Source organism: Sorangiineae bacterium MSr11954 (genome assembly GCA_037157815.1).
Taxonomy (GTDB): domain Bacteria; phylum Myxococcota_A; class Polyangia; order Polyangiales; family Polyangiaceae; genus Pendulispora; species Pendulispora albinea.
The window spans coordinates 3108964-3128960 of the sequence record CP089984.1; the positions used below are offsets into that span (position 1 = coordinate 3108964).

At 64.0% G+C, this 19997-nt stretch carries 13 protein-coding genes and 1 CRISPR repeat array (1 of these 14 running past the window's edge); of the genes, 6 read left to right on the forward strand and 7 right to left on the reverse strand.

Features of this window, described 5'->3' with window-relative positions:
- Positions 1 to 202: direct repeats of the CRISPR family, unit length 35 nt; it begins 579 nt to the left of the window's first position.
- Positions 203 to 797: 595 nt separating this feature from the next.
- From cas7u to LZC94_12115, 4 genes are all read left to right on the forward strand, one after another.
- Positions 798 to 1973: a type I-U CRISPR-associated RAMP protein Csb1/Cas7u gene (gene cas7u / locus LZC94_12100; GenBank protein ID WXB17992.1), complete on the forward strand. Its 1176-nt coding sequence runs from the start codon at positions 798 to 800 to the stop codon at positions 1971 to 1973.
- A 20-nt stretch (positions 1974 to 1993) separates the two neighbouring features.
- Positions 1994 to 3379, forward strand: a complete 1386-nt coding sequence (gene csb2, locus LZC94_12105) for a type I-U CRISPR-associated protein Csb2 (GenBank protein WXB20179.1) — start codon at positions 1994 to 1996, stop codon at positions 3377 to 3379.
- A gap of 62 nt (positions 3380 to 3441) precedes the next feature.
- Complete coding sequence (cas3u, locus tag LZC94_12110; GenBank protein ID WXB20180.1) at positions 3442 to 6255, forward strand: type I-U CRISPR-associated helicase/endonuclease Cas3; 2814 nt, start codon at positions 3442 to 3444, stop codon at positions 6253 to 6255.
- On the forward strand, positions 6252 to 7136 hold the full coding sequence (locus LZC94_12115) for a hypothetical protein (GenBank protein ID WXB17993.1): 885 nt from the start codon (positions 6252 to 6254) through the stop codon (positions 7134 to 7136). The genes cas3u and LZC94_12115 overlap by 4 nt, the downstream gene beginning before the upstream one ends.
- Positions 7137 to 7554: 418 nt before the next feature.
- Here LZC94_12115 and LZC94_12120 read toward each other — a convergent pair whose 3' ends face one another.
- Positions 7555 to 8097: a hypothetical protein gene (locus LZC94_12120; GenBank protein WXB17994.1), complete on the reverse strand. Its 543-nt coding sequence runs from the start codon at positions 8095 to 8097 to the stop codon at positions 7555 to 7557.
- Between the two features lie 730 nt (positions 8098 to 8827).
- On the opposite strand from LZC94_12120, the gene LZC94_12125 reads away from it, so the two are divergent.
- A complete protein-coding gene (locus LZC94_12125; protein ID WXB17995.1) occupies positions 8828 to 9745 on the forward strand; it encodes a hypothetical protein in 918 nt (305 codons plus the stop codon).
- On the opposite strand, the gene LZC94_12130 is transcribed toward LZC94_12125, so the two are convergent.
- The 6 genes from LZC94_12130 to LZC94_12155 all read right to left on the reverse strand — a co-directional run bounded on the left by LZC94_12130 (position 9636) and on the right by LZC94_12155 (position 16471).
- Positions 9636 to 10679, reverse strand: a complete 1044-nt coding sequence (locus LZC94_12130) for a hypothetical protein (protein WXB17996.1) — start codon at positions 10677 to 10679, stop codon at positions 9636 to 9638. The genes LZC94_12125 and LZC94_12130 overlap by 110 nt on opposite strands.
- A gap of 184 nt (positions 10680 to 10863) precedes the next feature.
- The gene (cysN, locus tag LZC94_12135) at positions 10864 to 12165 is read right to left on the reverse strand and encodes a sulfate adenylyltransferase subunit CysN (GenBank protein ID WXB17997.1); all 1302 of its coding nucleotides are present in this window, start codon (positions 12163 to 12165) and stop codon (positions 10864 to 10866) included.
- Positions 12165 to 13112, reverse strand: coding sequence for a sulfate adenylyltransferase subunit CysD (cysD, locus tag LZC94_12140; protein WXB17998.1), 948 nt, complete (start codon positions 13110 to 13112; stop codon positions 12165 to 12167). The genes cysN and cysD overlap by 1 nt, the downstream gene beginning before the upstream one ends.
- Positions 13109 to 13888, reverse strand: coding sequence for a phosphoadenylyl-sulfate reductase (locus tag LZC94_12145; GenBank protein ID WXB17999.1), 780 nt, complete (start codon positions 13886 to 13888; stop codon positions 13109 to 13111). The genes cysD and LZC94_12145 overlap by 4 nt, the downstream gene beginning before the upstream one ends.
- A gap of 42 nt (positions 13889 to 13930) precedes the next feature.
- The gene (locus tag LZC94_12150) at positions 13931 to 14620 is read right to left on the reverse strand and encodes a sulfite exporter TauE/SafE family protein (protein ID WXB18000.1); all 690 of its coding nucleotides are present in this window, start codon (positions 14618 to 14620) and stop codon (positions 13931 to 13933) included.
- A 1044-nt stretch (positions 14621 to 15664) separates the two neighbouring features.
- Positions 15665 to 16471, reverse strand: coding sequence for a 2'-5' RNA ligase family protein (locus tag LZC94_12155; protein WXB18001.1), 807 nt, complete (start codon positions 16469 to 16471; stop codon positions 15665 to 15667).
- A 1034-nt stretch (positions 16472 to 17505) separates the two neighbouring features.
- Here LZC94_12155 and LZC94_12160 point away from each other — a divergent pair.
- Positions 17506 to 19947, forward strand: a complete 2442-nt coding sequence (locus LZC94_12160; GenBank protein WXB18002.1) for a U32 family peptidase — start codon at positions 17506 to 17508, stop codon at positions 19945 to 19947.
- Positions 19948 to 19997 lie beyond the last annotated feature (50 nt).

The following is a 19997-nucleotide window of genomic DNA, read 5'->3' on the forward strand; positions in this document are numbered from 1 at the left end:
GGCGGTGCAGCTCGGGCCGATCCGCCGTGATGAACGGCGCCACGTTGAAGCGGCCATCCTTCCTCGCGTCGCACCCGCTCACGGAACAGCGCGCCGATCCGCGGTGATGAACGGCGGCCCCGTTAAAGCCTCAGCATCGACCGACACGGAAACATGAGCTATGAGGCCCGCTCCGCCGTAACGAACGGCGGCCCCGTTGAAGCCATATGTGCGGTTGCAACGGGGCCGCCGTTCATCTCGGCGGAGTGGCCGTCTTTGGCGCACGGGGCTCGATAGTGCAGGCGCCAGCTTCACGTGGCCGCCGTTCATCGCGGCGGAGCGGTCATCGCTCGTTCGGCTACGACCCGGAGTTGTTCCTAGGTCAACAGTTCCGCCAATCTGGAGACGAAAGGTCGCTGCATTCGTGATGCGCTCTGAGGCTGTACTCAGGTTGCCGCGCTCCGCCAATCCGCCCAGATGAATGGCCGTCACGTTGAAGCCTGTGCCGCGTCCAAAACGGACGCGCACGTTTCGGTTGCGCTATGAATACATGCTCCAAGAACGCTTCGGCGTCATGTCCACACGTTGCAAATTTGACGATGTCTCTCCTCTCGGCGAAGGGAATGCCCTCTTCGTCGAGGACGGATTGCGGCCTCCCTTCTTGATCGACGCGCCCCGCATGGCGAGTCCTTGCGCAGGCTTCGTGGAGTGAGCAAGCTTCGTCGGTTGCCTCGCTGCCGCCCTCCGATGCACGGAAACTCGCCGCCAGTTCATCGGCCGTGGCGCGTCTCGACTTCCTCGATCCCGGAGAGTGAAACGTGAACTTGAGTGATCTCCTAGCTGGTCCGTATGCCGCCATCCGTTTGACCCAACGATTGCAATCCTCCGCGGGAGACGGTTCGAAGGTTTTCCCGCCAACGTTCGAAGGTGGTGTGTACTGCCTCGAGCAGCGCCGTATTGGTGGAATTTCGGTCCCATGCGTGATTCTCGATAGCGTACCGTCGAGTGCCAATCGGCAAGAGGAGGTCCTTGGGGCTCTCGTCGAGGCAGGGAAAATCGAAATTCCGCACTTTCGAACGGAGTTTTCGGAGTTTCCAGAGCTTGGAGAGGTGACGACATTGAACGCTCCGCATCGCGTGTTCGATGCTATTTTTCGTGATTCAGAGCTCGATGGGAAGCCGTTTCCCAAGCATCCGCTCTATGCCGAGTTGTGTCGGAGCAATACGCAAAATGCAACGGCGCTGTTCGCTCATGGCCCGAGTGCGCTCGTGTTTGGTACTTGGGATTCGACTGGGTCGGCGGGTGGTCTCGGCAACAAGTTTGCGCGTAATATGGTTACCGAGATCATCGGGGTTCACGTCGAGCGGGGAGAGACGCGGGGTGGGGTGCGGCAAGATCCACTCGGCATCAGTCGACACGTCGAAATCGAGATTGATAAGTCGGGTGATTGGAGACCGAAAGGCGTGGCGACAAAGAAGGACGATCGGGCCAAAGGAACGCGGCCTTCGGAGGTCAATCACGGTAATATCTTGGTTTCGGTTGCGTACGAAGGGGCCGGTGCGGAGCGTCGCTCGCTCAAGGGTGGCGTGACGTGTGATTACGCGCTGCAGCTGAGCGTCATCACTCTGGCGGGCCTTCGCCGCCTTAGATTCCCGCTCGCAGGGCGGCGTGACCCGGCGGTGGACGAAGCTGCGCGTGCCGTTCTCGTCGCGCTCGGACTCGTAGCTCTTACAAGTACGAGAGAGCGCGGTTATGCATTGCGATCGCGTTGCGACCTCGTTGCGGATGGCACGAGTAGCTTCGAAATCGTGGGGCAAGACGGCACCGTGACGACGGAGGCGCTCGATTCCAAGGGCGCAATCGCCCTCTACCATGAAGCCGTAACCCGCGCGAAAAAAGCCGGGCTTCCCTGGGATCCCGCCCCGAAGGTGATGAAGCCGCACGCCAACCTCTCGAAATTGATTTCGCTCAGCCGACAGGCTGGTGCGGAGTAATCGACGTGTTCGCGATCGAGGTGGAATACCTACTTGGCCGTGCCGTCGCGAGCGACGTCAGCCAACGCGACGCCGCCGAATGGCCGCCGCACCCGTCCCGATTGTTCTCGGCCCTGGTCGACGCACTTGCCGACGTTCGCGTGGACTCGAGCGATGAGCATGCGAGGTGCGAGGCGGCACTTCGATGGCTCGAGAAACTTCCTGCGCCCGAGATAGCGGCGAGCATCGACGACGACGTGTCGTGTCGCACGATGGTCAAGCACTGGGTACCGATCAACGACGAGACGGTCGAGCGTCTCCGCTCCGCTCCGCTCGTCGAGCAACGAAAGCGTCAGGAGCGCTTTTTCCCGGCGATCATACCCGCCAAACCCGTCGTAACGTTCATTTGGCCATCGGTCGAGCCCGAGAACGAGCACGCCCGTGCGTTGGATCGTTTGGTCGAGCGTGTGCCCTATCTCGGTCACAGCAGCTCCTTGGTTCGGATGACGCGGCGCTCGGACGCCCCTCCGCCGACCCTCGCGCCGTCGCTCGACGGCAATCATATTTTGCGCGTTCCCGGCCCGGGACGACTCGATCGGTTGAACGCCGTGCACCAGCTTCGGAAATCGGACACACTGGTCCAGCCCCCGAAGGGGCGTGAAGTCGCATATGGCCGGATTCGCCCCGCTCGACCATATGGCCCGTACGGGGCCGCGCGGATCGTCACCGTCGGTGGTGTCACCCTCGGGCTCGAGCACATGGCGTCGCTGATTGTTCGCTACCGCGAAGCTCTTTTGTCGTTACTCGGCGATAACGCTCCCGAAGTCCTCACCGGGCACTCCGGGCGGGGCATCCCGGCGGCTCGGACGCATATTGCGTATGTGCCGCTTGCCAATATCGATCACGAATTTGCCGACGGCACCATAAAGGGCATTGCGGTCGTGCTACCCCGCGAGATCGCCGATGACGAACTTCTTCGGCTCGACGTCGCCATGTCTCGTTTGCGAACACTTCACTTCGGATCCCTTGGAAACATCGCCGTGGGGGCACGACATCGCGAGGACGGTCGCCGCTCGCTCGACTTCCGACGCTATGCAAGGGCCGCGACCACTTGGGTGTCGGTCACGCCGGTCGCGCTGAGCCTTCACCCCAAACCGAAAAAGGGCCTCTCCGAGGAGCAAGTCGTGCTGAAGGATTTGGCAAGACTCGGCTTACCCCAGCCCGTCGAATTGTACCTGCAGGACGTCGCCTTTCTCCGTGGAGCACCGCGAGCCCGCGACGTTCTGCGTCGGGGAGTGTCTTCGGTTCGAGGTCGCCTCCTTCGGCACGTTCACGTCCGCTTCCCTTGCGAGGTGGAAGGGCCGCTTCTCCTCGGGGCCGCGCGCCACATGGGACTCGGGCTGCTCCTACCAAGGGGGAATTCGTGAACGCCGATTCGTTCCGAGAATATTTTCTCGCGCTTCATGCTCATGAGCCATTCCCATGGCAAGTGCGCCTCGCAGCATTGCTTTGTAAGACGAACGAGTGGCCTCGTATGATTGATCTGCCGACCGGTGCGGGGAAGACGGCATGCATCGATATTGCCCTCTTTCATCTGCTGGTCTCGTGGACCCATGGACAATTTGGAAATGCGGCGCGACGGATTGCGTTCGTGGTCGACCGCCGCATCATCGTCGATGAAGCTGCAGATCGCGCGAAGCACATCGCAACATCGATTCGCAACGCGAAAGACGGCATCCTCCGCCGGGCGGCCGATCTGCTCGCGGAGCACTCCGGCCGAGCCGAGATCGACGTCATGACGTTGCGAGGAGGTGTCGCCCGTGAGAGAAACCTCGTACGCGATCCAACGGCGGTTGCCGTCGTGTTGTCGACGGTCGATCAACTCGGATCGCGCCTCTTGTTTCGCGGCTATGGCGTGTCCGATTTCGCGGCACCGATGCACGCGGGAATGTTTGGATTCGACACGCTCGTTCTTCTCGATGAAGCTCACATCGCCGAGCCGTTTCGGAAGACGCTAGCGGGGCTCGAGCGCGAACAAAAACGAATGACGGAGCCCCTCGGCGTCCGAGCGCTGCGATGGAGCCAACTCTCGGCGACACCCTCGGTTGGTCCGGACTTCTCCTTGGACGAAATGGACGAACGGCACCCTGTGCTTCGACGAAGGCTACAGGCCAACAAGCCAATGCGCCTCATCGAGGTGCCGAAGCGCGACGCGTTGCCGAAGACATTCGTCGATCTCGTGAAGGTGGAGCTGAATGCACCCCCGCAGGCCGTGGGCGAAAAGCCCCGAATCGGCATTGTGGTCAATCGTGTCGCCACGGCGCGAGAGATTCACTCCTCGCTGCTGCGAGCGCTCGAAGGTACGGCGGACGTGCATCTTCTCATTGGCCGTATCCGACCTCTGGACCGCGATACCCTGATGGCGGATCTGACGCCGAAGCTCAAGTCGAGCCAGGCTCCACGCGCTGGTGAGCTTCCTATCGTGATCGTTGCCACGCAGACCATTGAAGTCGGTGCGGACTTCGATTTTCACACCATGTTCGTCGAGGCGGCGAGCTATCCGGCCATCCGGCAGCGGGTGGGGCGGCTGAACCGGCTCGGCATACGAGATAGCGCGCGGGGGGCGCTTGTTTTGGCGAAGGCCGACGCCGAAGATGATCCCGTCTATGGCGCCACGATCGCCTCGACATGGACGCTTTTGGAACGAGCCGCGTCCGACGGAATCGTCGATCTCGGAATCCGGCAAGCGCCCGAGGCGACGCCGGACACGATTCCATCGAGCCCCGCGACCCCCGAGCTCTCTCCCGCCCTCGTTCATCTTCTTGCGCAGACGAGCCCGCGGCCTGCGATCGAGCCCGACGTGGCACAGTTCCTTCACGGGTTCGTGGAACAGGCGCCCGATGTCGCCATCGTATGGCGCGATGGGATTTGCGATGGCGACAAAAACCTCGATAGCGCCAAAGCAAAGCAAATTCTCGACGTGCTTCCGCCGTTGGCGTTGGAAGCGATGAGCCTCCCCCTTTCCAGCTTTCGATCGTTGGTGCGAGCTAAGGCCGCGAAGAAGCCGATCAAGCTCGTGGACGCCGGAGATCTGGACGGGGATGTCGTGGCGGACGATGACGATGGACGGACGAATGCCAACGTACTCGTGCTCGATGATGATGGGGTGAACACGGTGCCTTTCCAGCAGGTCCGACCCGGATCGATGGTAGTGATTCCGTGCGAGTGGGGCGGGACGGATCGCTATGGTTTTTCGCCCGGAAATAGGGACCATGTACGCGATCTCTCTCTTGCCGCGCGGCGCCGGGGTTCGCGCGCTGCGATGTTGGTCTTCACGGACGAAATAGCGCGAGGGTGGGGCAAGGATGGGCTCGGAGAGGGCGACCGGAACGAGCTCCGGGAGGCTGCTCGCGGAATAACGAGGATACTCGGGGACGAGGAGGACTTCGACGGTGCAGGCGTGCGAATTGCGCTCTTCGAATGGTTCAAGGTGTACGGCCCTCTGCTTCGAGACGAAGTTGTCGAACTAGCAAAGAAGTTGCGTACCCGGCCAAGCGTCATCGAAGCATTGTCCCAGGCAGGGAAAGATGCCTTTGGCATTGCATTGCGGGCTCGATATCCGAAAGCGGATGACTTGAGTGATGACGTGATTGGCCTCCAACGTACGGTGGAGGTCCCCTTGGAGGAGCATTGCCTTGGGGTGGCGGAATACGCGAAAAGGTTTGCACGTCATGTCGGGCTTGCGAGCGTGCTCGTCGATGACTTGACGCTGGCCGGGCGTCTTCACGATCTCGGCAAAGCCGACCCCCGTTTTCAGGCGATGCTTGGCGCCGACGGTAGCCGATTGCTCGCGAAGGGCCGTTCTGTCGATCGGGGGGTCGTCCTCGGCGCACGTCATGAGTGTTATTCGGTTGCGCTCGTCGACCGATATCCCGTGCTCATGGCGAGCGCACACGATACGGGGCTCGTGCGCTACCTCATTGGGTCGCATCATGGTCGTGGTCGCGGCCTTCAACCCATTGTCGATGATGCCGGCACATGGTTCGAGCTCGAAGTCGACGGTCACGAACTTCTCTTTCGCGGGCGACCGAACCTTTTGGCTGTCGACTCCGGATGGGTGGAGTTGTTCGTCCGGTTGCAGCGGAAGTATGGTGTTTGGGGGCTCGCCTACCTCGAAACGATTCTTCGACTCGCGGACCACCGACGGTCCGAAGCGGAAATCGAGGAGAAGAAGCGTTTGGAGGCCGGGCGAGGGATCGAGAACAATGAAGAGGAGATGCGGGTCGAGGAGGCAAGGGGATGAGCGTGCTCGAGCTCGATGGGCTGATTGGGAGTCATCCTTTGGGAGCATTGGCATCCTTCGGGCTGCTTCGTGTGCTGACGCGGCAAGGTGGTGAGCCGCGCCTTTACTTCGAAGAGCGTGACGATTGGGTGGCGCGAATCGAATGTGAGCACGCGAGCGTCGACGACCTGATCGGCATCCTGGCGAAGTGGAGTCGCTCGAGCCGCGATGAGTTACTCTCCTGGGCGAAGGCCGACGTGCGTGTGCCGCTGGAAGAGTACCGAGCGGTGCTCGCTCGCGCGTTGGGAGAAGATCACGAGCTCGCCAATTTTCTTTCTGCGCTTGCAGCAGACGGCGCCGTGGACAAGTCGAAGGGTCTGATCAAGCCGACGGCGTTTTACATGGCATCGGGGCAACAAAATTTCATTGAAACGATGCAAAGCATTCTCACATTCGTCCGCGAGGCGCCATCGAAGGTGTGGCGTGAGGCGCTCGTCGGGCCATGGGCGTATTCGGCGCCGATCTGGGGAGCCGGTTGGGATCCCGGTACCGAACGGATGCATGCTCTCCGCCATAAGGCTCCAACGAAGGACAAAACATCGTGCGTCCCCGGTGCCGTTTGGCTTGCCTTCGAGGCACTGCCGCTCTTTCCGTCGTTTACGCGCGATGGTCGAGATCGCACCGTGGGTTTCGTGCTTCGCGATCGCGTACGACATTGGCGCTGGCCCGTACCAATCCGACCCGTGACCTTGGACGCGCTCGCGATGCTCGTGAGCTCGCGCGAGGTGGCATCCGCCACCGAGGCTCGACGGCGTGAGGGAATTGGCGCCGTGTACGAATCAACGCGATCCGAGTTCGGTCAGGGCTATGCGGTGTTTCGCCCGGCTCGTCGAATTGTGTAAGAAATGGCAGTGAAGAACATGCGGTATTGGTCCGGCGGACGATCCCGATCCGCCGCGACGAACGGCTGCCACACTGAATCCACACGGCCGCCGTCCTTACTCGTTCGAGGGTCGGCCGGGTGCCTTACCCGACAACCACATCGCGAGGGGTAGACTACTACACAAGTCGTTCAAGAAGACTTCCGCGTGAAGCTCCCAGTCTGCGGAGCCACACTGCTCTTCTTCGAGTCCACCGGCGGAATGGACCATTGCGAGGCCGGGCTGGGTGCGGCGCCAGCCCATCGCCAGCTCGAATATTGCGCACCGTCCCCGGCCGGTCCGGCATTCACCCACCCGCGCATACGCAACGTCGACCATGACAGTCGACACGTTCGCGCTCAATTCGAGCCGCATCTTACCGCTGCGACGCGCGAACGAATTACTCGAAGGAGGCGACGGGGGGCGGCTCGAGGGGCGGCGCGGATGGTTCGAGCCACCGGACTTCGTCGAGTAGGCTGTTGGCCTTGCTTTCTACGTCGCGGTAGCGGCCCCCGCAGCAAGAGACTTGCACCTTCTGCGCGATGTCGTGCGCAGGCAATCCAGGGTATCGCCTCTCCACGTCCATTGCCCGATTGAAGAAGCTCGCCGCAGAGTGCTCGACGTTCATGACGTCGTCGCGCGAGCCCCAGCCCATGGACGGGCGCTGTTGAAACACTCCGAGCGAGTCGTCCAGGCCGCACCCGAGGTTGTTCATGTGCGACTCCACCCAGCCCGTCTCGAAGCTCGCGAGCATCACGCGGTCGGATACCCCAAGGCGTTTTCCCGTGGCATACACGGCCTTCGTGACATTCAAGTCGCGATTCGCGGGAATGGCGGAGCACGCGAACGGGGACTCGGCGCGTTCGCTGCGGGCGGCGCACGCCATGAGCGAGCAACAGGCCATCCATCCAGCAAGGAGCGCACGACTTCGCTGAAAGCTCATGGCGATAATCATTTGCAGACGCGTCTCGCCGTGGGCAACTTCTCCGTTGCACCTCCGGCTCGTGCGGGAGGAGGTCTCCCGATGAAGAGCCGGCGGCGGGCCCGGCCCGCTTGCCCGCGGTCAACGACACCGCGGGAGGGCGCGCAGGCAACATGGTCTATTCTCCGTTGCACCTCCGGCTCGTGCGGGAGGAGGATTCCCGACGGAGAGCCGGCGGCGGGCCCGGCCCGCTTGCCCGCGGCCAATGACACCGCGGGAGGGCGCGCAGGCAACATGGTCTATTCTCCGTTGCACCTCCGGCTCGTGCGGGAGGAGGTCTCCCGATGAAGAGCCGGCGATGGGCCCGGCCCGCTTGCCCGCGGTCAACGACACCGCGGGAGGGAGCGCAGGCAACATGGTCTAGCTTCGTTGTCGAAGCTTCGTCGTCGAAGCTTTGTTTCGAGGGGCAGGACTCGAGCCGAAGGCGCGATGGCTCCAACGTCTCCTCCGGGGTCCGCCACCTCGCGGCGTGACGGCGAGACGGCGAACGCGCCGCGGCCGGCTCAACCAGGGCGATATGCGATCAGGTCGGCTAAAATGGTAGCATCACGGCCGTGATCTCCTTCTGGCGGCGTCGCCAAGGGCGGGCTCGAACGTGAGCGAGCAGCTCCCTGACCCTCGATTGCGAGCCGGTGTCGCATCGGAAGCATCGGAAGCCACGCCGTCGCAGACGAGCGCGCTCATCGGGCCGATGCGGCCATCTCGGCTCGAGCATCCCGCGGTCTTCCTGCTCGCGACCTTGCTCGGCGCGGGGGCCGTCTGCCTCGCCCACGTCGGGCACGCCGGTGGGGGCTGGCCTCCCACGTTCAAGTTTGCGGTCTCATTGGCGCTCATGGCGGTTTGCGTAGGCCCTCGGCCGTCGTATCGGCCTCGCCTGCGCACATGGGTCGCGGCGGCGATCGGGGCGATGGGGTTTATCGCGTGCAGTGTCGTGGCGCCGGTATTTCGTGAGGTAGAGCCCGTGGTGCCCGTTGGCTGCTCGTTCGCTTGGGCCATCTTCGTGTCCGGATCCCCGGAGGCTCCGATGGCGGTCCTGTTCGTGTCGGCCATGCTCCTTGGGGTGCTCGCGCTCGTGTCACCGCTTCGCCGCGCGCCGGCGTTGCGCAATGCCGCGACGGCGATGTGGCTCGTTGGAACGGGCTCGCTCGCCGCGTGGTGCGCGGCAATCCGGGTTCCCCACGCGCTTCACTGCGCCTCTTCGAGCGACCGCATCGCCAATGGGTCATGTGCTCCTTTTGGTGAAAATGCGGAGTGGGTGCAGTGCTTGCTCCCGCTGCCGCTCGGCCGCGCACCCGAGGTCCTGGGGCTTCTCGTCGCTGCGGGTGGCGTCGCCTTCGGAATTCACGCGGCCGTCCTCGATGGGCGACGACGGCGCTGGCTCGACGCCGTGAGCCGCGGCGCCGTGGAAGGTGTGCGTCTCGGCCTCGCCGAAGACGAGCAGACCCTCGAGATCGCGGTGAGTGTCGGCCGCTATCGGGAGGGAGCCGACTGGCGGCGGGTCATGAGCTGGCCTGCCCTCGCCCTCCGCAATCGATCCACGGCTCACCGTCTTCTTTGTCTCCAAAACGATTGCGCCGACCTCCCGGCGCTGTGGCGAGCTCGCCGATGAAGGCATTTCGTGTCCGTGGATCCGATTCGAGCGCGTTCAGGTCTTCGAGCGACGAGTCGCTGATCCCCGCGAGCCACTTGGCGTTCGCCCCCAGGCTCCCCCTCAGGCCCGGCGTCGCGCCGTAATAGTGAAACTGGGGCATGGTCCCGGTGGGCATTCCTCCCCTGAGATCGTTGAAGAAGCGATGGCCGACCGTGGAGGCAAATCCTTCGGCTTCGATGACCTTCAGGCACTCGGAAATGAAGCGCGACATCGTCTCCCGCGAAGCATCGGGCCTCCAGCTCTTGGTGTGGGGGCGATGGTAAAAGGGTGTCGCGTTGACCAGGTTCCAACGAGGCTCATTGACGACCTCCCAAGCGAATACCGTGCTTCCGAACGCCTTGCTCTCCTGGACGAGAGGTTTGAGCATCGTCTCGATGAAGGCCGCCCGTTGGAACGAGAGAATGTCCGCGCGTCCGCCGCCGGCACCCTCGAAGGGTTCCACGGGATAGAAGGCCCCGAAGTCGATCAAAGAGGGGAGCATCTGCATCCCTTCGTCTTCGAAGATTCGAAGCATCTGGCGAAAATGCTCCCTGAAGAGAGGGTGAGCCACGGACGGCGCCGTGAACTTGAATCGTCCGTGCCTCGTCTCACCGTGCCCGAGCACGGGCACCGGCCGGTTCCCATAATTGTAGGCATTTCCGAGCAAGAAGATTCGTACTTTACGGATCTCGAGCTCGTCGCGCAGGACGCGGAGATTTCGCGCGAGGGAGCCACCGGGTGGCGAAGCACCCACGTGGAGCCACTCCGGAGGATCCCGGTCGTTCGCGCCGGTGGGGGGATCGTTCTCGATATCCCTCGGTCCGATCGTGGTGCCGTATCGGGCAAACGGCCAAGTGTAGTTGTAGCCCACCTCGAGGCGCGGTGGCTCCAAATCGGGGACGGCGGATGCCACCAGAACCCTGGTTACGTCGCCCAATGGATCGACCTGCCTTTCACGAGAAAGGTCATCGCGATCGAGCACGGTAGGCGAACGAGCGCGCCGTCGTCAACGCGACGAAGGCGCGCGCCATTTTCCACGAAGATCCCGGAGAGCGCTCGCGGAAGGTGCGGCGGCGGGCGAGGGGGCCTGGGCTCCGCTACGCGGCCGGCGCGGAGAGGAGCATTCCCGCCCCGACGGTGTTGTTCGTGGTCGAGTCGATGAGGATGAAGGCACCGGTGGCGCGATTGACCTGGTAGGCGTCGAACGCGAGCGGGTTTTGCAGCTTGAAGCGAACCTGCCCAATATCGTTCATCTTCAACTCCGCCGCGCTCTGGCGGGTCAGGGTGTTGACATCGAGGCGATGGTCGATCCCCTCCACCCGCGCATGGACGGTGCGCGTCGTGTGCTTCATCAGGTACTTCCGGCGCGGGTCGAGCGGCGCGTCGCCCATCCAGCAAACGGTGGCGCGAGCCTCCCGCGCCACCTGAACCCGGTGTGTCCTATCGAGCACACCGGAGCTGCTCTCCGATTTGACGATCATGTCGCCGCGGGAAATGTCGATTTCGTCTTCGAGCATCAAGGTGATGGATTGCGGAGCGAAGGCCTCCCGGAGCGCGCCGTCGTACGTGAGAATTCCCTTTACCCGCGAGTTGCGCCCCTGTGGAAGGATGGTGACCGCGTCGCCGATGCGGATGCTGCCGGATTCGATTCGTCCCATGTATCCACGGAAATCATGGTGCTCCCGCGTCTGTGGACGGCTCACCAGCTGGACGGGAAAACGGAAGGGCGCGAGGTCGATATCGCGCTCGACCGGCAGATTCTCGAGCAGCCCGAGCAAGGTCGGTCCGGTGTACCACGGTAGATTGTCCCCGCGCTCCACGACCATGTCGCCGTGCAGCGCCGACATCGGGACGTAGTGCAGGTGGGGGAGCTCGAGCGCTTTGGCGAAGGTCGAAAACTGCGCCTCGACCGCGTCGAAGGAGCTCTTCGAATAGCCGACGAGATCCATCTTGTTGACCGCTACCACGATGTGCGGAATCCCGAGCAGCGCGGCGATGGCTGCGTGACGGCGGGACTGCACCGACGCCCCCTTGCGCGCGTCGACCAGGATGATCGTGAGCATCGCGGTGGAGGCGCCCGTCACCATGTTGCGCGTGTACTGCTCGTGCCCCGGCGTGTCGGCGATGATGAACTTTCGCTTCGGCGTCGCGAAATAGCGGTAGGCCACGTCGATGGTGATTCCCTGTTCGCGCTCGGCGATCAGTCCGTCGGTCAAGAGCGCGAGATCGGCCGCCGCGCCCCCGCGACGGGCCGTGGTGCGCTGGATGGCCGCGTACTGGTCCTCGAAGATCGACTTCGAGTCGTACAAGAGGCGCCCGATCAAGGTGCTCTTGCCGTCGTCGACGCTGCCGGCGGTGGAGAAGCGCAAGAGATCGGTCGCATGGTTCGCGTGGGACATCAGAAGTATCCTTCCTTTTTACGGAGCTCCATGGCCGCTTCGGCGACCTGATCATCCATTCGGGTCGCCCCCCGTTCGGTGATGCGCGTCGAGGCGGTTTCGCGGATGATGGCCTCGACGTCGGCAGCGTCGGACTCCACCGCACAGGTACACGGCATGTCCCCCACGGTACGAAAACGTACTAGCCGACTCTGGGTGGTCTCACCCGGCTTCGGTTGCACCAGCTCGTTGACCGCGAGAAAGCCGTTTCCACGCGCGACCACCTCGCGCCGGTGCGCGAAATAGATGGAAGGAACCTCGAGGCGCTCCTGGGCGATGTACTGCCAAATATCGAGCTCCGTCCAATTGCTGATGGGGAACACGCGCATGTGCTCCCCCTTGTGAACGCGCGTGTTGTAGAGATCCCAGAGCTCGGGGCGCTGGTTCTTCGGGTCCCACTGACCGAAGTCGTCCCGGAACGAGAGAATGCGCTCTTTGGCGCGTGCCTTCTCCTCGTCCCTCCGCGCGCCGCCGAAACAGGCGTCGAATCCGAGCTCCGCGATGGCATCGAGCAGGGTCACCGATTGCATGCGGTTGCGGCTCTCGTCGGGGCTCTTGGGCACCACCCGTCCGCGGTCGATCGAGTCCTGAACCGAGCGTACGATCAGCCGCTCGCCCAGCTCGGAGGCACGTCGATCGCGGTACTCGATGACCTCGGGAAAATTGTGCTCGGTATCGATGTGGAGCAGGGGAAAGGGGAATCGCCCTGGGCGGAAGGCCTTCTCCGCTAGGCGCAGCATGACGATCGAGTCCTTACCGCCGGAGAACAACAACACCGGGTTGCTGCATTCGGCGGCGACCTCCCGCATGATGTGGATCGATTCCGATTCGAGAACTGCGAGATGACTCAAACGCAAACGCGCAGGTGATTTTCGTCCGGCGTTCGATGGCTGGTACGTGACGTTCATGAATCGTGACTCCTCGGAGGGTTCTCATGGGTTTCGCGGCGGTCGCGCCCACTGCCGTCGGGGCTCTCTGGGCTGCCACCGGTGAGCGGATCCGTGGCAGCCCCCCGGATGTGTAGTCCGCACTCTTTCTGATCGGGGCGCTCCCACCACCAGCGACCCGCGCGGATATCTTCTCCCTTGGCGATGGCGCGTGTGCAGGGTGCACACCCGATGCTCGGATAGGAGCGATCGTGCAGTCTGTTGTACGCAACATGGTGCTCTCGGATGTAATTCCAGACATCCTCCTCGGTCCAATCGATGAGCGGATTGAACTTGACGAGCCCGTTGTCGGCGTCCTCTTCCTGCTCGGCGAGGTTGGCTCGGGTCGCCGCCTGCTCGCGCCGCAGACCGGTGACCCATGCCTTCTTGCCGACGAGCGCGCGCTTGAGCGGCAGCACCTTTCGCGCATGACAGCACGCCTTGCGCGCCTCCACGCTGTCGTAGAAGCCATTGATGCCGCGGAGCTCGACGAAGGCCTCCACGTCGCGGCTCTCGGGAAAGTAGATGCGGAGCCGGATGGGAAAACCGTCCGCGACCTTGCGGATCAAGGCGTACGTCTCCTCCGGCAGACGACCGGTGTCCAGGCTGAAGGCCTCGATCTCGGGAGCGTTCTTCGCGATCAGATCCAAGAGCACCATGTCCTCCGCACCGAGGCTGCTTGCAAATGCCGCGGGCGCGAAGTCGGCCGCGATGCGCTTCAACAGCGCGACGGTTCGCTCGATTTTGATATTTCCCATGACGGATCTCCGGAGCTCGGCCCTTGGAGAAGTTGAAAGCGTTTACAGCACCAGGCGCCCACCAATGATCGCCAGCACCGACGCGAGGATGGGTCGGAGCACCTTGTCGGGCACGCGGGTCGCCAGGCGGCTTCCAATGTAGATCCCGGGGATCGATCCGAGCAGCAGATTGACCAATAGCGAATAGTTCACCGTCCCCAGCACGGAGTGCCCCAACCCCGCCACCGCGGTCAGCGGAACGGCGTGCGCGATGTCGGTGCCCACATTGCTCACCGTCGGCCTTTCGGGATAGAGAAAGACCAACGCGACCATCCCGAGCGCGCCGGCACCCACCGACGAGATCGAGACCAACACGCCCAGCACGACCCCCGTGGCGATGGTGGCGGGAACGACGCCGCGAGTCCGCCACCTTCCATTACCGCGGGTGAGGCGGAGCAGGCGCTCGCGGAAGAACACGGCCCCCGCCGTAAGCATCAGCGCGATCCCCAGCGTATAGGTCACCACTTGGGAATAGTGTTTGCTGTCGACGCCCAATCGCCGGAGGGTCAACAGACAGAGGATGGTGGCCGGAAGACTGCCGGCCGCGAGCAGACCGACGACCCGCCAGTCGATGCATCCGCGCCGCCCATGAACCCATGTGCCGGCGGACTTCGTAATCGATGCATAGAGCAGATCGGTCCCCACGGCAACGCCGGAGGGGACGCCGAAAGCGAGAACGAGAATCGGTGTCATCAACGATCCACCGCCAACTCCCGTGAGTCCGACCGCAAAGCCGACGAATAGACCGGCAAAGGTATGGATCCACTGCATGCGTGCCTGACCTTTCTCGAGCGAAGGATGAGCGCGTGACGCAAGGCTCCACGGCGACGGGTGACCGGCCACGTGATTGGGATACACGTCGGCCGAGCCACCGGCGGTCGATGCGGCGCCGGAGGTTGTATAGACTACGAATCGAAGGAGCATGGCCGGTCAAAAATGGCCGACCCCTCGTGCCTCGAGCAGCGAGCAGACCGAGGTGAGCAGATGTCTATCGTCTAGGGAGCGGGCCGGGGCGCCAAGGTCGCAGGCATCTTTGGGAATTAGCAAGTTGCGTCAACCCGCATAATCCTTCGATGCTGTGCGATAGACAGCATTTCTCGACGCGATCGAGCCGTTATTGTAATGACCTTTCGTAATATCGATGTACCTCGAGGATATCTGCGTATCGACACTTCCGGCTCGATGCTTCAGTAAGGTTGATGGTGTATTCGTGCGTGAATTATGAAGATGAGTTCTGCGTCGAAGGCAATTAATGCTTGTGCGCGACTGTCATCCGATGTGCTGCCCGCCGATGGGATCTTCAGCGCTACGGTATTTGGATGAGTCGTATGCTTGAGCAGCGGAATCACTCGCCGCCGGGGTCGGGCCCGAGGATCGGCGGCGCCGACCGGGGCGGTGGCGTACGGGTGTGCTTCCTCGAATTTCCTCCACGGAGGCGCTGCAAATTTCAGGGCAGGAAGCTGCGGGCGAGCCGCCTAATTGTCTTTGAAGGAGCGTTGCGCGCGCACCGTACACCGACCCGTGGACCAGTCAACAACACAATTGTCGGCGTCTGCCGTAACAGAGATTCATGTCTTGCAATACAATCTCCGTTATCCAAACAAATTCGCGGGCTCGTGAACAAGGCCAGTGTCCTCCAATGGCCGCGGACTTTCCGCAGTGCGCCGCCTCCCAGCCTGGATGGTTGCGCGCGCCAACGAGAAGGCGCGAAGCTTGAATCGATGTATGCGCAACATCCTACGACGAGCTCGGTGGGCGCGGATACGCGGCGGGGACTGGGTCTCGACCTCGACGGTGCGAGCAGGCTTCGAGCATCGCGTCGTCGACCTCGACGCGGCGCGTCCCGCCCCCCCGTCGCATCTGGGATGCGGAGCGCCCCCTTTCCAATCTATTGTAAGATACACGCATACCGCTGCCGTCGAAGATGGCAATCTCGAGGGCGTGCCGCCGTCGACCTCGTCGACGATATCGAACCGTCATCGCGAGGCGATTGCCATCTTCGTGCCCCGGCCCCGCACCCACCGGCCGGCAGCCGGCAGGAAAGGACTCGAGCGGCCTGCCGTCCACGAGACCGACCTCCGCGACCACGACGTGACGGACAGTAAACGGGTGCAACAAGGAGACGGCACGGCGGATGCTCGTGCCGTCGAGGTTCACGGCGAGGGTAACGTGCGGCACCCACGTGCCGGGTACGTATGGGTCCCACGGATCCTGGTAGCTCTTGCCGAGCGCTCGATGAACCGCGGCGTGGGCATCGAGCAGCGGGCGGGTCGCGGTCACTGCGAGGAAGAGTGCGGCCTGCGCACCCGGAAAAATACCGACGCCGTGCATGCGGATCTCCATCCCGCGCAAGACGCGAACGGCTTCGGCCACCTCCGGTGTCACGGAAATGGCCTTCGCAACGGCCAGCGCGATGTGTGGCCGGTGCCGACGGTGCGAGAAGGTCGCGAGGCTCCGCACGCCACCTCGTTCGAGTCGCGACCCCAGCTCCTCGACGCGATCGTTCGTCTCGGGCTCGAACAGCATCTCCAGGGCCTTGCTCATCGGCACCTGCTCAAGGTGGGATGGCATACTGTGCAAGCAGAAAGCCAAGGACGAGGACGAGCAAGGCCGACATGGCCGCGGGAACGAGGCATCCAAGCCACTTTGGCTTCATGAACACGAAGGCACCGCAAACTGCGACGGTGCCGAATATCCAAATGAGCCCAACCCCACCGAAAAAGCGCTCGCCGGCTCCTCGGGGGCCACGGACAATGCCGTTTAGGAACGCGGCCAATCCAAGGACCAGCATTCCGAAGGCTTGAAGGCCGGCGCCGACCAGATTGAATATTCCACCCACATTGGGGGGCCTTCGAAAGACGAACCGGTCACTGTCCAGAGCTCCAGGGGCGAGCTTCGGTGGAGCGTGAACCTCGGTGCCCGCGTGCAATGCTTGCACACTGGATGTCTGGAAGCATGTCTGACATATCGGGTCCCCCTTCGGCGTAACGATATCCGCCTCCCGGTCGTTGCAGAACGCGCAGGTGACCATCGACACCAGTAGTCGCAGTTTTCGAGCACGCGCGCAATCGCCGCCGCGGACCAAGCCTTGTTCGTGGTGTTCGACGCGCTGAACCTCGCGCGGATCGCCGCCGCCTCGTTCCAGCCATTTCGGTCCCATATGCCAGCAGGCACGATCTCCGGAAGCTTTCCTGGATGCGCCATGACAGCACCTCGAACGGCCGTGCGACGCCGGCCGGCCGTGGTGGCCGATTCGAAGGGTCGAACACGAGGTGCGCACCCCGCGGAGTGATGCCCTCCGCTCGCACGCCATCGGCGGCATCGCCCACACAGGGGTCGTCGGGCGGAGTCGAAGCCGTGCGCGAGGTCGCGAGCTCCTCACACGCCGTGGGGCCGCCGTCGTCGTCGCGGTGGCGGACCTCGAACCAACCCCGGGCGAGCTCCGAAGAGCAGCGGGACGACAAGGGAAATCGGGCGCGGCGAGCTCGAGTGTGCTCAGGGTGGGGATTTTATGCTTTTTCAGGCGAAGAAGAGGTGAAGAGGAGCGCGGCCAAGCGGAGTGGGGTAAGAAGCGGGCCATGTTCCCCGAAGTTCTCGCACCGGCTGGAGATCGCGCGTCACTCGAGGCTGCCGTTCGAGCAGGGGCCGACGCGGTGTACTTCGGGTTGCGTGGGTACAACGCGCGCGCGCGGGCGACGAATTTCGACGAGGAGGAGCTCGCGCAGACGATTCAGTATTTGCACGACCACGGGGTGAAGGGGTACGTGACCTTGAACACGCTCGTCTTCGACGACGAGGTGGCCGGGGTCGAGCGCGCGATTCGGACGTGCGCGGCGGCGGGGGTCGACGCGGTGATCGTGCAGGATCTCGGCGTGGCGAAGCTCGCGCGGGCGATCGCGCCGGCGCTCGCCGTGCATGCGTCGACGCAGATGACGTGTACGGACGCGGCGTCGGTCGAGCTGGCGAAGGAGCTCGGCGCGACCCGCGTCATCCTCGCGCGCGAGCTCTCGCTCGACGACATCGCGAAGATTCGCGCCGGCACGGACGTCGAGGTCGAGGTCTTCGTCCACGGAGCCTTGTGCATCTCGTATTCGGGGCAATGCCTCACCAGCGAGGCGATCGGCGGTCGAAGCGCCAATCGCGGCGCGTGCGCGCAAGCGTGCAGGCTCCCGTACGAGCTCGTGGTGGATGATCAGCGCGTCGATCTGGGCGACCGCGCGTATCTGCTGTCGCCGGAGGACCTGGAGGCGTCGAGCATCGTCGGGGATCTGGCGCGGCTCGGCGTGTCGTCGCTGAAGATCGAAGGGCGCCTGAAGGGACCCGAATACGTCGCCGCGACGACGCAGCTCTATCGCGCCGCGCGCGATGCGGCCCTCGGGGCGAGCGCCGGACCGACGGACGAGGATCGCAACGACGCCCTGCAAACGTTCACGCGCGGCTCGGGCGTCGGTTTCTTTCGCGGCGTCGATCACCAGCGCCTCGTCGAAGGCCGCTCGTGCGATCATCGCGGCCTCCTCGTCGGCCACCTCGAACGGGTCGAACGCGCGCGCGGCCGCGCGTGGCTGTGCATCCGCGCGGAGGCGGAGATCGCGCGCGGCGACGGTCTGCTCGTCGAGGGCGGCTTCGCGAGCGCCGGCGAGTTCGGCGGCCGCGTCTGGGACGTGATCGGCGCCGGTGGTGCCGAGCCGAACGGAGCCGTGGTGCGCGTGTGGCTCGGGCCCGATGCCCAGGTGCCTCCGGATCTCGCGCGCGGGCGGGTCTTCAAGACGAGCGCGCCCGGCGTCGAAAAGCGCATTCGGGCGCGGGATGCGGCGAACAAAAAGACGCCTCTTCGGATGACGATCTCGGGCTCGATGGGCGGGCCGTTCGTGCTCGAGGGAGCGGCAGGGGAGCGCCGCGCGCGTGTCGTGGGCGATGGATCGATCGAGGCGGCGCGCTCCGCCCCCGTCGATGAGGCGACGTTGCGCGACAAGCTCGGGCGCCTCGGTGATACGCCGTTCGAGCTCGACACCTTGGAGATCGCGTTGCCGCCGCACGTGATCGTCCCGCTGTCGTCGGTAAACCGCGCGCGCAGGGCGCTCGTCGCGGCGCTCACCGCGCGGCAGCCCGTCGCGCTCACGGACGCGCGCGCCGAGGACTTGATCCGCGCGGCCGTGCCGCCCGACCGCGCGCCGCCCCAGGGCGGGCTCTATGTGCTCTGTCGCACCTTGGAGCAAGCCGCGAGCGCATTGGATGCCGGCGCCGCGGGCGTCTATCTCGACTTTCTCGAGCTCACCGGGACGGGGGAAGCGGTGCGGGCGCTGCGGGCGCGTCCGGGAGCGTTCATCGGCGTAGCGCCGCCGCGGATTCGAAAGCCGGGCGAGGAGAAGATCGATCGCTATCTGGCGTCGCTGTCTCCCGACGCGGTCCTCGTCCGTGGGCTCGGCGCGTTGCGCGAGCTCGATCGGGCACGATCCAACGTCGGCGACTTCTCTCTCAATGTGACGAACCGCATCACGGCCGCGGAGGTGCTCGGTCGCGGGCTCGATGCGTTCACGCCCTCGTTCGATCTCGACGCCGCTCAGCTGCTCGTTCTCGCGCGCACCGGCTTCGGTCCATGGATGGAGACGGTGCTGCACCATCCCATGGCGCTCTTCCACATGGAGCATTGTGTGATCGCGGCGCTGCTCTCGGAGGGGCGCGACTACAAGACGTGCGGCCGACCTTGCGAGAAGCACCGCGTCTCGCTGCGCGATCGCGCCGGGATGGATCACCCGGTCGAAGCCGATGTCGGCTGCCGCAACACCGTCTTCCACGCGCGCCCGCAGAGCGCCGTCCAGCTCCTCCCGGAGCTCGTGCGAGCGGGCGTGCGCCGCTTCCGAATCGAGCTGGTACGCGAGACCGCGGACGACGTTCGCCGCCTCGTGACCGCGTACCGCGAAGCCATCGACGATCCATCGAGCTCGTCGCGCATCTGGAAGACGCTCCGCACGGACAGCGGTTACGGCGTCGTCAAAGGTTCACTGCGCGTCCTCGGATGACGAGCGGCAAAGCGTAACGCGAAGCCGCATGGCGTGAAGCTCTCCCCGGG

Bases quoted from the DNA above. Each gene is read 5' to 3' on its own strand.
- LZC94_12115 (WXB17993.1), top strand. From the start codon at position 6,252: ATGAGCGTGCTCGAGCTCGATGGGCTGATTGGGAGTCATCCTTTGGGA.
- LZC94_12120 (WXB17994.1), bottom strand. From the start codon at position 8,097: ATGAGCTTTCAGCGAAGTCGTGCGCTCCTTGCTGGATGGATGGCCTGT.
- LZC94_12125 (WXB17995.1), top strand. From the start codon at position 8,828: ATGCGGCCATCTCGGCTCGAGCATCCCGCGGTCTTCCTGCTCGCGACC.
- cysN (WXB17997.1), bottom strand. From the start codon at position 12,165: ATGTCCCACGCGAACCATGCGACCGATCTCTTGCGCTTCTCCACCGCC.
- cysD (WXB17998.1), bottom strand. From the start codon at position 13,112: ATGAACGTCACGTACCAGCCATCGAACGCCGGACGAAAATCACCTGCG.
- LZC94_12145 (WXB17999.1), bottom strand. From the start codon at position 13,888: ATGGGAAATATCAAAATCGAGCGAACCGTCGCGCTGTTGAAGCGCATC.
- LZC94_12150 (WXB18000.1), bottom strand. From the start codon at position 14,620: ATGACACCGATTCTCGTTCTCGCTTTCGGCGTCCCCTCCGGCGTTGCC.
- LZC94_12155 (WXB18001.1), bottom strand. From the start codon at position 16,471: ATGAGCAAGGCCCTGGAGATGCTGTTCGAGCCCGAGACGAACGATCGC.
- LZC94_12160 (WXB18002.1), top strand. From the start codon at position 17,506: ATGTTCCCCGAAGTTCTCGCACCGGCTGGAGATCGCGCGTCACTCGAG.